Source organism: Methylibium sp. (assembly GCF_013817365.1).
Lineage (GTDB): Bacteria > Pseudomonadota > Gammaproteobacteria > Burkholderiales > Burkholderiaceae_C > Methylibium.
On record NZ_JACDCU010000061.1, the window covers coordinates 1 to 13,361 of the forward strand.

The 13,361-nt window shown below is 67.8% G+C and carries 8 protein-coding genes; 5 read left to right on the plus strand and 3 right to left on the minus strand.

Translation table 11 applies throughout. The annotated features are described in order from the left end of the window. Both H0W38_RS06125 and H0W38_RS06130 read right to left on the minus strand, forming a co-directional pair. Nucleotides 1–5,727 (minus strand): DUF4082 domain-containing protein (locus tag H0W38_RS06125; RefSeq protein WP_292452143.1); only part of this gene is annotated, 5,727 nt, incomplete at its 3' end. Between the two features lie 326 nt (nucleotides 5,728–6,053). After that, complete coding sequence (locus H0W38_RS06130; RefSeq protein WP_292452145.1) at nucleotides 6,054–6,503, minus strand: hypothetical protein; 450 nt, start codon at nucleotides 6,501–6,503, stop codon at nucleotides 6,054–6,056. A gap of 120 nt (nucleotides 6,504–6,623) precedes the next feature. Between H0W38_RS06130 and H0W38_RS22035 the strand changes: the two genes are divergently transcribed. Then, complete coding sequence (locus H0W38_RS22035; RefSeq protein ID WP_367161636.1) at nucleotides 6,624–6,896, plus strand: PEP-CTERM sorting domain-containing protein; 273 nt, start codon at nucleotides 6,624–6,626, stop codon at nucleotides 6,894–6,896. A 99-nt stretch (nucleotides 6,897–6,995) separates the two neighbouring features. Here H0W38_RS22035 and H0W38_RS06140 read toward each other — a convergent pair whose 3' ends face one another. Next, nucleotides 6,996–9,251: an AsmA family protein gene (locus H0W38_RS06140; protein ID WP_292452147.1), complete on the minus strand. Its 2,256-nt coding sequence runs from the start codon at nucleotides 9,249–9,251 to the stop codon at nucleotides 6,996–6,998. Between the two features lie 305 nt (nucleotides 9,252–9,556). Here H0W38_RS06140 and H0W38_RS06145 point away from each other — a divergent pair, with 305 nt between their 5' ends. Genes H0W38_RS06145 through H0W38_RS06160 form a run of 4 tightly spaced genes read left to right on the plus strand, consistent with a single transcriptional unit; the run spans nucleotide 9,557 to nucleotide 13,224 of the window. Continuing rightward, nucleotides 9,557–10,204 (plus strand): paraquat-inducible protein A, encoded by a 648-nt coding sequence (locus H0W38_RS06145; RefSeq protein ID WP_292452149.1) that lies wholly within the window; start codon nucleotides 9,557–9,559, stop codon nucleotides 10,202–10,204. Continuing rightward, entirely contained in the window at nucleotides 10,201–10,851 is a 651-nt protein-coding gene (locus H0W38_RS06150; protein ID WP_292452151.1) for a paraquat-inducible protein A, read from the plus strand. Before H0W38_RS06145 ends, H0W38_RS06150 begins: the two co-directional genes overlap by 4 nt. Beyond that, nucleotides 10,844–12,571, plus strand: coding sequence for an MlaD family protein (locus tag H0W38_RS06155; protein ID WP_292452153.1), 1,728 nt, complete (start codon nucleotides 10,844–10,846; stop codon nucleotides 12,569–12,571). Before H0W38_RS06150 ends, H0W38_RS06155 begins: the two co-directional genes overlap by 8 nt. After that, the gene (locus H0W38_RS06160; RefSeq protein ID WP_292452155.1) at nucleotides 12,568–13,224 is read left to right on the plus strand and encodes a membrane integrity-associated transporter subunit PqiC; all 657 of its coding nucleotides are present in this window, start codon (nucleotides 12,568–12,570) and stop codon (nucleotides 13,222–13,224) included. Before H0W38_RS06155 ends, H0W38_RS06160 begins: the two co-directional genes overlap by 4 nt. Nucleotides 13,225–13,361: the final 137 nt, after the last annotated feature.

Here is a 13,361-nt window from a genome sequence, read left to right on the forward strand (position 1 = left end):
GTTGCACGGACAGCCTCCTTGCGGCGGTGCTGCGGTCGTGAAACTCCAAGAGGCATTCGCCGCCAGCGCATTGCCCGCGAGGTCTTTGATCCGCGGATCGCTCGCTCCTCCCCTGACGGTGGCGGTAAAGGTCGATGACACGGCCAGCGCGGCGCTCGGTGTCAGCGTCGCTGTGCGGTTCGTCGCGTTGTACGACACGGTCGATGCCACCAGCGCATTGGCCGCATTGCGCAGCTCGAAGGTGCTCGTGGTGAGGGTGCTTGCGTTCAGCGCCTCGCTGAACGTCACCGTGACAGCCGTCGCGCTGACGCCGGTTGCGCCGTTCGCAGGCGAGACCGCCGTCACCGCTGGCGGCGTGCTGTCGGAGCCCGCCGTCGTGAACGACCATGTCTTGTTCACAGCGAGGGCGTTGCCCGCCAGATCCTCGATGCGCGGCGCGGCCGCGCCGCCCTTGATGGTTGCGGTGTAGGTCGCCGACGAAGCGAGCGCGCCGCTGGGCGCGAGGGTGGCCACGCGCGTGCTCGTGTTGTAGCTCACCGTGGCTGCTACCAAGGTGCCGGCCGCATTTCGCAACTCGAAGGTACTGGCGACGACCGTTGCCGGATCGAGAGCTTCGCTGAAGGTGGCTGTGGCCACCGTCGTCGTCCCCACGCCCGCGACGCCGTCGGCCGGTGAGTTGGCGGTGACCGTGGGCGGCACCGTGTCGGTCGGAGCGGTGGAGGCAAAGACGATGTCGACCCAGTAGTTGGTCGAGCGGAAGCTCAAACCGGGGAAAGCGCTGTTCGCGCCATAAACATAGACGCCGTTTCCGCCGCTTGTGCCATTCCTCAACGCATGCAGCGGCGCGTTGTCGAATGCCGCAGCGGCGAAGTAATCGTTGTCCGCGGCATAGTGGCCGTTGGGTGCGAAGTAGGAAGCCACATAGACGGTGTTGGCCGAAACCGCCACCGGGTTGGCGAAGTTGACCTGCTGCCAGCCCAGCGCGCTCTCGTTGGTGAACGTGGCAGTGGCGAGCGGTACTCCCGCGGCGGTCCAGAGCGTTCCAACATGCGCGCCGGTATTGCCGATGCCCTTGTAGAAGCGGATGCCCGTGATGAACCCGCTTTGCTCGGTCGTGAACTTGACGCCGAGGTTGACAGGCGCCGCCTCCGGAGTGCTCGCTATCGCGGGAACGGTGGCGGCTGACCAGATCGTGAAGGCACCGCCCGCTAAAGGCGCCGGGCCTTCGTCGCTGCCGATCTCGCGCAGGTAGGCGGTCAACTTCGCCAGATCGGCGTCGGAGACGCTGACGCCGCTGTGGGCCCGCACGGCGGCGCCAAGCGTGGGCGCGGAGCCGTCGTGCAGATAGGGCGCGGTAGCCCACACGTCGCGCAAGCTCGGCACGTCAATGCCTGCGAGCGGCGCTCCCGACCGTTGACCGCTGCTCGGTTTGACCGTGCCGATGTTCGACAGCGTGTTCGAGCCGCTTTTCGTGAACGGCGTACCAGCATGGCACGACGCGCAGTTCATGCTGGCAAACACGCTCTTGCCCTGGCTCGCCGTGGTCGACAGGGCTGCGGCACTCGGACGGTGCGGGCTCGGATCGAAGGCATTGAGCGAGGCCACGTAGGCCGCCAGAGCATCCAGATCGACGGAAAGGCCTGCCTTGGGGTCGCCCAGGGCAAGTCTTCGCGAGCCTGTGTTGAAGGCGGCGTCGGTCATGAGACCGGTGCCGCCGGCGAGCAGGCGGATCTGGCCTTCGAAGTCCTGCACCTCGTCGAAGTTGTTGCTCCAGTGCAGGAAGCCCTGCCCGCCCGCCCTGCCGCGCAGAGCGATCGTGTTGCGCAATCCTTCGCCCATGCCGGTGAGATCCCACACGCGGCCGTCGCTGCGACCGTCGCTGTGGCAGGAGGCACAACTCATGTAACCGTCGCGAGCCAGGCGCGCATCCCGGGCGTCATAGAACAGGCGCTTGCCCTGCAGTACCGTGGCCGTCAACTTTTCCGTGGCAACGGCTGGCGGCGCGGCCGAGGCCGGCACATTGAGTTCCCCGTAGTTCACGAGGCGCGTCAGATCGAATACGCCCAGCGTGCGATCCATGAAGTTGTTGACGTAGAGCCTGAGACCGTCCGCAGAAATGGCCAATCCGTCGGGCGCGCGTCCGGTACTGAACCGGAAGATCTCGGCCTTGCGCACCGGGTCGATCACGGCGACGTGCCGGCTGGTCTGCAGTGCGACGAAAAGATAAGCACCGGTGGGGTGGAACACCGCGGCGCTGCCGAGGCTGGAATTGTCGTGATCGACGCGTGCGGCATAGTCTTCCGCGAAGCTGCCGAGGTCGATGCGCGACGTGATGGCGCGCACCGTGTTCTGGAAATCGAGGTTCAGCGCGTTGCGCAGGCTTCCGCGCTTGATGTTGTCTTGCTTGGAGGGCACCCAGGCACTGGCCCCATCGGGTGAAACGACCGCGGCGGCGAGATAGTTCGGCACGCCAGAGCCCTCGAGCGTCGAATCCGGCTTGTCGCTATGCTGCAGCACGACGGTGCGTTCCACCTCCATCGCCGACGTGACGATCACGACCTCGCCCCCGCGCGGCGTGCCGCCCACGCTGGTGGCGACATTGGCCGTCCCTTCGCCGGGCAGTGGCGGCGTGATGAAGCGCGAAACCAGCACTTTGTCGCTGGCGGCAGTGATCGAAACATGACGCGGATTCGCCCCGACGCTCAGCGTGGAGAGCACGGCTCCCGTGCTCGGGTTGAGCTTGAGCAACTGGCCGCTTGCTTCGAGGCTGACATAGGCGGCAGTGCCGTTGGGCGCAAACGCTATCCCATAAGGCATCGAAGACCGTGGCACGGAGACCGTCTGCACCACCGCCAGCGAGCTCGGGCTGATGATGCTGATGCTCGAAGCGCCCTTGTTGGCGACCCAGATCCGTCCGTCGGGCGCGACGGCCACCGACCGCGGCGCTGCACCGACGGTGGTTTCGCCGAGCTTGCCGAGCGTTACCGCGTCGAAGACGCTGACGCTGTCGTTGTCCTGGTTGACCAGCCATACGCGTGCATTCCCGGCTGCGCGCTTCTCGAGCACGACGTTCGAGGAATTGGCTGGGCGCGAAGACCCGGAGGGAGGGCTGTAGATCGCTTGCGTGAAGCTCAGCGACCTGACGGTGCCGGCGCTGGTCGTGGCGGTCACCGTGACGGTGTACAGGCCTGGCGCGCCGAAGGTGTGGCTGGCGGTCGAGGAAGTGGAAGGCGGGGTGTCCGGAGAGCCGTCCCCGAAGCTCCAGCTGTATTGCACGCCCGCGCCGCCGTTCGAGCTGGCGTTGAAGGTCGCCGCACTGCCCGCGACCACCGGCGCTGCCGGCACAGGATCGATCACGAAAGACGCAGCCGTTATGGTCCAGGTGAATGCGCCATTGGCCACGCCGCCGCGTCCATCGCTGGCCTGCACCGACACGGCATAGCTGCCCGCCGTGGTGGGCGTTCCGGAAATGACCCCGGAGCTGGCGTTGAGCGCCAAGCCGGCGGGCAGCCCGCCGGCTGAATAGCTCAATGGGTCGCCGTCGGGATCGCTCGCGCTCAGGCTCAGCGAAGCGGCTTGTCCCGCGACATTGCTCCGGTTGGTCACCGTGGTCAGAGTCGGCGGCCGGTTGGGTGGCGGCGCCGTATCGAAAACGATCGTCTTCTCGGAAGTGTGGTTGCCGAAGTCGGCGAAATTGCCTTCGGCGACGACGGTCCAGTTGACTCCGTCGGGGCTCGTGTGGAACCGCCAGGCGGCGATGATGCCGTTGAGACTGCCGTCGCCCCGCGGTCGGTACTTGAAGCCGGTCACGGTACGGGCTGCACCCAAATTGACGGTAAAGGCGTGCGGGTGCGGCGGACTGCCGCCCGTGAATTGCGTGTGCCAGTCCGTGGTCAGCTGTCCGTCGATGGCGTTGACGGCCGCCCCGGTGTCGGCCAGTGTCGCGCCGGAGGTTTCGGCGCTGTCGGCCGAGGCCGTCCAGCCCGAGCGATTCATCACTGCACCGGCACCGTCGAGCAGGTTGAACTCCGTGATCTCCGCCCACGGTCTGCCATTGACTTCCGACAACGCTTCCAGCCGCACGTACTGAATGCCCGAGCCCGGCTCGACGATGGTCCAAAGCAACTCGGTGCTCGTCGCCGCCACGGCGTTGGTCGCAGACAACTTCGTATTGAAGCGTCCAGCCTGGGTCGGTGTGCCACTGACGATGCCGGTGCCCGCATCGATGGCCAGACCGTTCGGCAAGTTGGTCGCACTGAAGCTGGTTGCCCCCGCGGCACTGACGGCAATCGACACCGGCGCATTCGAGTTGCCGAGCTGGTCGCCGGGATTGGTGACCCGGGGTGCACCGGCGCCGGTGATCTGCACCATCTTCGCCACCGAAGGCACACCGGCCGGATTCATCGCGAACAGCATGTAGTAGCCGGGCACGACGATGCCTGGATTGCCCGGGATGCTCAGTCGATAACCGTTGGCACCGGTCTCGGTGAAGCTCAGGGGGATGCGCCGCTGATCGTTGTTGACCGCGTGGGTGTTGGACGAGAGCCGGATCAGCGAGAACGCATTGATCGCCGAGTCGGTGGTGACGTTGATCTCGGTGCCGTGCGTCGCCGCGGCCGGCGCAGAGGCGATGACGGGGCGCGTCGCCAAGGAGCCGTCTTCGTTGAGCAGGTAGTGCGGGGTCAGGATCTGCAGGTCCGGGTGATTCGTCGTGCAACCGCCGCAAAGGCCACCGCCTGCCGACATCACCCGGGCGTCGGGCAGCAGCAGCGCGACGCTGTGGTAATTGCGGCCCACCGCAATCGGCGGTAGCTGGGTGAAGGTTTCGGTGACCGGGTCGAACAGTTCTGGACGCAAGACGGAGTTGTTGTCGCTGAAGCCCGCGCCGAAGGTCTGGCCGCCGACGATCACCACTTGACCGTTCGGCAACACCACGCTGTTGTGGAAAGTGCGCGCAAAGGCCATTGGCGCAATCTTGCGCACTTGCACGCCAGCGTTGATGTCGATCACATAGGCGTTCGCGTTGGCCGGCACCCCCTCGTAGCCCCGCATGCCCCCGGTCTTGAGCAGCTTGCCCACGTCGTACATCACCACGTTGCCGTTGACGCTGAATTCGTCATCGCCCCGCGGTCCCGCCGGCGCGACGCTGCCGACACCCTGCGTACCGATCCAGTGCATCTGCATGCCGGGCCCGGCATGGAACACCTTGCCATTGCCGGCCGTGACGAGCCAGAAGTGGCTGTCGCCGCCGAAATTGCGGGTTGTGTCGACCGACAGCATCGTGTCAATGGGCACGCCCGTCAGCCGCCGCCACCCTGCCGCCTCGGTCCAGACCTCGCCATGCTTGTTGCCGACGCCTCCCGACCACGATCCGCCCAAGGTGAACACCGAACCGTCTTCCAGCACGCAGTTGGCGTTGTAGCCGCGCGTGATGTTCATGTTGCCAACCGAAGACCAGCTGTTGGTGATGGCGTCGTACACGCTGGTCTTGGCCGAACTGATGCCGCCGTTGACCAGCAAACGTCCATCTGGAAGGTTGCTGGTTCCGGGGCAGAACATGTTGTGGCCGGTACTCGTGACCAAGCGCTCCGCGGCCGTGTTCGTCGTCGGATCGAACACGGTCGTGTACGTCTGGCTGCCGCTGCTAAAGCTGATGCGCGTCTCGGCCGACCACAACACCACCTTGCCATTGGGCAGGTTGGCGGCCGCCGCGGGAACCAGGGACAAGGGGATCAGTGCCGACCACTGGCTCGCTGCCGGCGCCGCAGCGGCAGCGCGAGCGCGACCATCTGCTGCTGCGGTTCGGGGTGTGTCTCCCCCGCCGCAGGCGCTGACGCTCAGCAAAGCGCAAAGAAGTACAGAACGCCAATTCGGCTGCGATGTGCGCAGCAGGCGCGACGCAACGTTCCCCGCCTGCACCGGATCAGCCAACCCACCCGAATCGCGCGCGGGTCGCCGTGCCATGTCGCAACCCCTATCTGCCTTGACCGCTCGAAATATATGTGCCCGACTGTGAGGTTCATACCCCCCGTTCTTGTGGCGATGGTTCGGTGTCAGGCATCGAACTGAGGGGGTCGAAAACGAGCATTCATCGACACCGCTCGGCACAACTGCATCGAGCTGGACGTCACCGCCAACTCGCCGGCGGTGCAAACGGCACAGATCGCCGAGCGCTTTGAGCGGCTCGTAAAGACCAGCCGGCCTTGCGGAGTGGTCGTGTTCGACAGCAGCGCCCTGGCGCTTGCCTGCAACGTGGTTGCCACCAACCACGGGATACCGATCGCCAGCGTCGGCGCCGGTGTTCGCTGCTCGAGCGTACCCGCACCGACGATCTGACGCGCACGCTGACGGATCGGCGCCATGGGAAGTGGCGTGAACCCCTGATCAAGGGCGCCCTGATCCCGGGAAAGGCGGCCCGCCCCGCGCTGTGATCCGGAGAACGGCTGACACAATTTCCCGAAGGCGGCTGTTCGTCGTGACCCCGGAGGAACCATGAGATTCACTTTCACATCGATATCGCTGCTGGCGGGGTTAGCGGCTTGTGGTTCGGCACAGGCGGGTCTGGAGGGGCAGTCGTTTTCAGCGTCCAGCCGAGTTGGAGCAGTGCCCCTTTCAACGGTCTCGTGTTCGACCTGACCTCACCCGGCCCGATGCGAATCACAGGTGCGTTGGTTGACGCGCAGACCAGCATGATGGGATTCGATTCGAGCAGGGTCGTCTTCGACGACGGCCGGATCGCGATCGACTGGAACGGCCTGAGCTACGTTGACGGCACCCGCGTTGTCGTCAACTTCACTACAGCCGTTCCGGAGCCCGGGACCTACGCGATGATGCTTGCGGGGCTGGGGATGGTCGGGGCTCTGGCGGCCCGGCGGCAAAGGAGCGGCCGCGTCTGATCGGGTCGTGCGTTTGCAAGCCGGTCTGCCCCGGCCTCCGTTCGGGGTTGTAAAGCTTGCGGTTTTTTTTGCGGGTGGGTCCGAGCGTCTCCGGCGTCCTCAGCGCTTGCGGGGCGGCGGTTTCGCCGGAGGCGCCGCGGATCGCAGGCGCTCCACCGCTTTTTGGCAAACCGCCTTCTCTTCTTCTCCCAGATCGACGAGCGCGAGCAGGCCGGCCAACGGAGTCACCACCGTCGCCAGGGCCACGCCGGCCAGGGCTCGCAGGCCGAGCGCCTTGGTTTCCAGCCCCACCTTGGGATCGGCGAAGCTGCCCTCAACACGCACTGGAGCCCGCAGCGCCAGCGGGGAAAAGTCCTTGGGGTTGGCGGTAAGGCGCAGGTCGAGCTGCTCCTTGCCCAGCGCGACCGTGCCACCCACCAGCACGGTGGTGTCGGGCGTATCGATGACACCGACCTCGATGGACATGAGGCCGTCCTTCACCACGGTTCTCGCCACGGCGCACTGCACCGGCAGCAATTCGTCACCACTGATCACCAGCCCCAGGCCTTCGGCGATGTCGATGCCGGTGACCTCCAGCAACAGGTGCGACATGCTGCCTTCGCGCACCCACCACTGCGTGGAGCCGTCGAGAGAGCCGAGCATCTGGGCCGTCGAGCGGCCGCGCCCCTGCAGCTTCGCCTGGCCGCTCAGCGCGCCGCCCACATAGCCCACCCTCGCCGGCTGATCGGCCTTGGTGTCGCGCCCCTGGCCCGCCTTGACGAAGCGTTCGAGCCGGATGCCCGACCATCGAAGGTCGGCGTTCCAGATCGGCGCCTTCTGGCTCTTCGCGTCGAGTGAGAGCGCGCCGCGCAGTTCGCCGCCCGAGTTGCGTGCCAGCAGGTTGTCGATGGCCAGCCGGCTGTCTTTCAGGCGCAGCCGCCCGTTGAGCGGCGCGAACGGCTCGAGCTGCGGCGTGCCGAGATCCACCTGCTTGAACTCCAGCTTCAGGTCGGCCTGCATCTGCGCCAGCGAAGGCACGTCGAACTCTCTTTCCGGCAGCACGCGGCCACGCTTGGCCAGATCCGCTTTCGCTTTCGCTTTCGCTTTCGCTTTCGCTTTCGCTTTCGCTTTCGCTTTCGCTTTCGCTTTCGCTTTCGCTTTCGCTTTCGCTTTCGCTTTCGCCTGCGACTTCGCCGCCTGCTCGTCCTCGTCAGGTTGCGCGCCGAAGGCCGGCGCCAGATCGGGCAGCGCCAGCCGCGCACCGCCGAGCGTGCCGCTGAGGCTCGGCACGGGCGCGCTGCGGTCGAAGACGAGGTCGGCTTGCAGCCGGCTCGAGCCGACCGCGAGGCGGCTGACACCGATCCGCCACACCTCGAGTTCCTTGCGCACTCGTCCGTTCGTCTCGAAGGCGGCCGTGGTGGGCAGGGTCATGCCGAGCGAGTCGCCCACCGCCGACAGCGAAGGTCCCGCCAAACGGAACTGCGCGTCCAGCGCCGTGAGCGCCAGCACGTCGCGCGCGGTGCCGTCGAGGTGAAATTCGGTTTCTCCCACCTGCAAGTCGAGCACCACCGGCACCGGCTCGGCGTCGGCCCCGCTGGCGGCGAGCGGCAGCAGGCCGCTGGTCTGCAGCCGCGCCTCGAGCTTCGATTTGCGGTAGCTCCCCACGGCAGTGGCCTCTAGGCCACGCGCCGGCGCGCTGGTGGTGTCGGCGTTGCGGGGGTCGCTGCCTGCGGGCTGGGGGGGCGATGCGCCGGGCGAGGCAGAAGCGGCCGGCGAGGCGGCACCGGCGCTGCCTTCGTGCGTGCGGAGCTGGGCCTGCACGACGACCTGCGTCACGGCGTCTTCGACGGCAATCTGCGCGCGCTGAACGACGAGCCGGTCGAACCGGGGCAACTCGGCTTCCTCTTTCTCGGGCTCCTTCGGCTCGGTGCCGAACTGCCAGTTGGCGCGGCCCTCGGCATCGCGCACCAGCGTCATGTCGAGCTCGTCCACCTCGAGCGAGCGCACCCGCAGCACCGAGTCGGGCTGAGGGCGCCACAGGGCGAGGACCGTCGAGTAGGGCACGGTCAATGCGAAGTTGCTCGCGCTCAGGAAATCGCGTGGCTGGCCGGCGGCATTCTCCAAATGAGGGCCGCCGGGCGGCGGGCCGATGACCAATGAGTCGCTGCGTGCACGTATCGAGCCGAACAAACGGACGCCGAAGTCCTGGCCGATGCTCACCTCGCGCGACAGGCCCCGCTCGAGCCCTCGTTCGAGCGGCCCGCGAAGGAAAGGCCAAGCCAGCCACTCGCACAGTGCAACGGCCAGAACGATGAACGCGAGCGGGCCCCACAACCAGACCCATCGCCGCAGTGTGCTCCCCGACTTCTTCGACATTCTGGAATCCTCGAGTGATGTTGACCGGTGAGCCGTCTTCCACGCAGGAGGGCGATCCGCATGCCCGGAGGAGCCTGCAACGTATGCATGGACTCGATCTTTCCATGTTGGACAGCCGGGTGAGGCCGGTCCGTGCGCTGGAAGACCGAACCGACGGCGCTGCCTTGACGAAGCTCGGCATGCCTCGGGTACTCTCGCATCCGTCGTGCGTGCCAATACGGCGACGCGGGCCGCAGCTGGACGTTGGGGCACCAGTAGTCCCGACCACTCCAGCCGGGCGAGCTTCGAAAGGCGATCAATCACACATGTCGACGGGTTTTTCACGGCCGCGCGCGCTGCACCTTGCGACGCACCCCGAACTGGTCGCGTGCCCCGACTGCGATGCGCTGCACACGCGCCGCGAGCTGGGCGCCGGCGAAGTGGCGCGTTGCCGTCGCTGCGCGGCGGTGCTCGAGCGCGGCGACCGGCTCTCCATCGACGGGCAGTTCGCGCTCGCCCTGGCGGCGCTGATTGTCTTTGCCATCGCCAACCTGACGCCCATCGTCACGCTCGACCTGCGCGGCGTCGAGCTGCGGGTCACCTTGTACGAAGCCATGCTGGGCACCTGGCAATCCGGCCAGCACGCCGTGGCCGTGCTGGCGGCGGCGACGGCGTTTGCCTTTCCCCTGGCCGTCATCCTGCTGCAGCTGTGGATCGTCGCGCCGCTGGCCGGGGGGCGGCGCGTGCCGGGCGGGGCCGTCGCGCTGCGCGCGCTGCACTGGCTGCTGCGCTGGAGCATGGTCGAAGTCTTCATGTTCGGCACACTGATCGCGGTGGTGCGCAGCGCCGGGCTGGCCAGCGTGGTGCCAGGCGTCGGCGTTTTCTCGTTCGCGTTGCTGACGCTGCTGCTCGCCGCCAACCAGGCGACGGGTCTGCACTCGTTGTGGCGGCGTGTCGCGAAGGGCGTTGCATGAGTCCCTTGTCGAGCCGCCTTGACACCGCCCGGGCCCGTGGGCTGGGCGCCTGCGAATGCTGCGGTCTTGTCAGCCAGGCCGCGCCCCGCGCGAACGCTGCGCCGGCCTGCCCGCGCTGCGGCTGCGCGCTGCACGTGCGCAAGCCGCGCAGCTTGCAGCGCACGACGGCCTTCCTGATGGCCGCCGTGGTGCTCTACATTCCCGCGAACCTGCTGCCGGTGATGACCACCGAGAGCGTGTTCGGCCCCTATCAGCACACGCTGCTCGGCGGCATCGCCGAGTTGTGGTTGTCGGGGTCGACGGGCCTGGCCTTGATCGTGTTCATCGCCAGCATCGTGGTGCCGGTGCTCAAGATCGCGGCGCTGGCGATGCTGGTGTGGACCGCCCGCCGCGCCTCGCGCTGGCGCCAGCAGGCGCGCGCAAAGGTCTACCGCGTGATCGAGAGCGTGGGCCACTGGTCGATGCTCGACGTGTTCGTGGTGGTGCTGCTGGTGGGCATGGTGCGCTTCGGCGCTTTTGCCAGCGTGCGCCCCGAGGCCGGGCTGCTGGCCTTCGGCGCCGTGGTGGTGCTCACCATGCTGGCCTCGGCCAGTTTCGACCCGCGGCTGATCTGGCCTGCGCAAACCGACGTGAGGAACGATGGCTGAGCCGCCCCGCCTGGACGACACCGTGCCGCCGCCCGACACCGAGCCGGCCGTGCCGTACCCCGAGCCGCTGCTGGCGCGCGGCAGCCCGCTGCGGCTGTCGCTGGTCTGGCTGGTACCGCTCGGCGCGCTCGTCGTGGGCATCTACCTCGTGCTGAGTTCGCTGCTAAGCGCCGGGCCCGACATCGTCATCGAGCTCGGCAGCGCCGAAGGTCTGGAAGCCGGGCGCAGCGAGCTGCGCTACAAGGAAGTGGTGGTCGGCCGCGTGACCGAGGTGGCGCTGAGCGAGAACCGCGAGAGCGTGCTCATCTCGGCCTCGCTGAACAAGAGCGTGGCCGAACTGGCGGTGGAGGACACGCGCTTTTGGGTCGTGCGCCCGCGCATCGGCACGGCCGGCGTCAGCGGTCTGGACACCTTGCTTTCGGGCTCCTACATCGGTGTCGATGCCGGCGTGTCGAACGTGGAGCGCAACCGCTTTGTCGGCCTGGAAACTCCGCCTTTTCCGCTGCGCGGCGAGCCCGGGCGCAGCTTCGTGCTCAGTGCCAAGGACCTCGGCTCGCTGGAGGTCGGCTCCCCCGTGTATTACCGCCGCGCGCGCGTGGGCCGCGTGGTCGACTACGCGCTCGACCCGGCGCTCGACGAGCTCGAGGTGCGCGTCTTCATCGAGTCGCCTTTCGAAAGCCTGGTGACGCCGCGCTCGCGTTTCTGGAATGCCAGCGGCGTCGAACTCGCCTTCGATGCCGGCGGGCTGACCGTCAATGCCCAGACCATCGCCTCCGTGGTGGCCGGGGGCGTGGCCTTCGCAACGCCGGAAGGCGAGCCGGCGGCGTTGCCGGCGGTGGAAGGTGAGCGCTTCGATCTGTTCGGCACGCGCAAGGCCGCGATGTCGCCGCCCGACGGCGAGCCGATGCGCGTGCGCATGGTGTTCGACCAGTCCCTGCGCGGCTTGACGGTCGGCGCGCCGGTCGATCTGCTCGGCGTGGAACTCGGCACCGTGCGCTCCGTCACCTTGCAACACGACGAAGACACGCGCGGCTTTGCACTCGAAGTCATCGCCGAAATCTTCCCCGTGCGCCTGGGCAATGTGCGTCGCGCCTTCGAGGCGCCGCCGAAAGCCGGTGCCAGCGCCGATCACCTGCTGCTGGCCAGCCTGGTCGATGCCGGCGTGCGTGCGCAGGTGCGCACCGGCAACCTGCTCACCGGGCAGCTCTACGTGGCGCTCGATTTCGTTGCGCGTGCCAAGAAGGCCGAGTTCGACACGACCGCGGCCGTGCCCACCCTGCCCAGCGTGCCGGGCACGCTGGCCGACGTGCAGCCGCAACTCGCCGAGATCGTGGCGAGCATCGGCAAGGTGCGCTTCGGCGAAATCGGCGCCAGCCTGGAGGCTACTTTGGCCAATGCCAACATCGCGAGCGCGACGCTGACTAAAACGCTGGCCAGCGCGCGCCAGGCGATCGAGCAGCTCTCGCCCGAGGCGCAGCAGGCGCTCGGCGACGTGCGGGAAACGCTGGCCTCGGCGCAGTCCACGCTCGAAGGCCTGGAGCAAAACCTCGCGCAGCCCGACGCGCCCTTGCAGCGCAACGCCAACGAAGCGCTGGAAGAGCTGCGCCGCGCAGCCCGCTCGTTGCGCGTGCTGGCCGACTACTTGCAGCAGCACCCGGAATCGCTGCTGCGCGGCAACCGTGCTGCGCCGCCGCCCGGCGCCACCGAAGGGTCCCGATGAAGCGCCGTTTCCTGCCTCGTGTGCCTTCGCATGCGCGCCGTCCGCGGTTGGGCGCTGCACTGGTCTGCGCAAGCCTCTGGCTCGCCGGCTGCGCCACGCCGCAGGCAACGCGCTTTCATACGCTGATGTCACCAATCGATGCTGCTCGCGCCGAGGGCGCCGCGCGGCCGTCTCGCGGGCCGGCCTGGGAACTGCTGCCCATCGGCATTCCGGCACAGGTCGATCGCCCGCAGATGGTGGTGCAACTCGCCGATGGCACGCTGGCCGTGGTGGAGCAGGAGCGCTGGATTGCACCGCTCGCCGACGAGATGCAGGCCGCCGTCGCCGAGCGGCTGACGCAGGTGCTCGGGGTGCGCGAATCGTCCGACCGGTCGCGCCGCGAGCGCTGGCGCGTGCGCATCGACGTGCAGCGGCTCGATTCCGCGTTGGGCCGCTCCGCGCGGCTCGAGGCCGACTGGCGCGTGCGCTCGAACGAGGAACCGCGGCGCGCGCTGCGCTGCCGCACGAGCCACCAGCAGCCGGTCGCACCCGGCTACGCCGGCCTTGCCGCCGGTCATCGCGCAGCCGTGGCCGAACTGGCCGAGACGATCGCGGCGAGCCTGCGAGCTCTCGACGCGGGGCAGTCGCCGGGTTGTGCGCCACCTTCGTCCTGACAGCGAAACCACGCGCCGCGAGCGCGGCATGCGCCGCTCAGAACGTCGTCATGAAGCCTTGACCGCGTCGGTGATCTCGCGACTCGGTGCCGCATCGGGCGACTCGCCCTGCTTGGGCACCGCGGACGCCGCGCCGG

Coding starts and splice junctions, on each gene's coding strand:
- H0W38_RS06140 (WP_292452147.1), bottom strand. CDS start 9,251: ATGTCGAAGAAGTCGGGGAGCACACTGCGGCGATGGGTCTGGTTGTGG.
- H0W38_RS06145 (WP_292452149.1), top strand. CDS start 9,557: ATGTCGACGGGTTTTTCACGGCCGCGCGCGCTGCACCTTGCGACGCAC.
- H0W38_RS06150 (WP_292452151.1), top strand. CDS start 10,201: ATGAGTCCCTTGTCGAGCCGCCTTGACACCGCCCGGGCCCGTGGGCTG.
- H0W38_RS06155 (WP_292452153.1), top strand. CDS start 10,844: ATGGCTGAGCCGCCCCGCCTGGACGACACCGTGCCGCCGCCCGACACC.
- H0W38_RS06160 (WP_292452155.1), top strand. CDS start 12,568: ATGAAGCGCCGTTTCCTGCCTCGTGTGCCTTCGCATGCGCGCCGTCCG.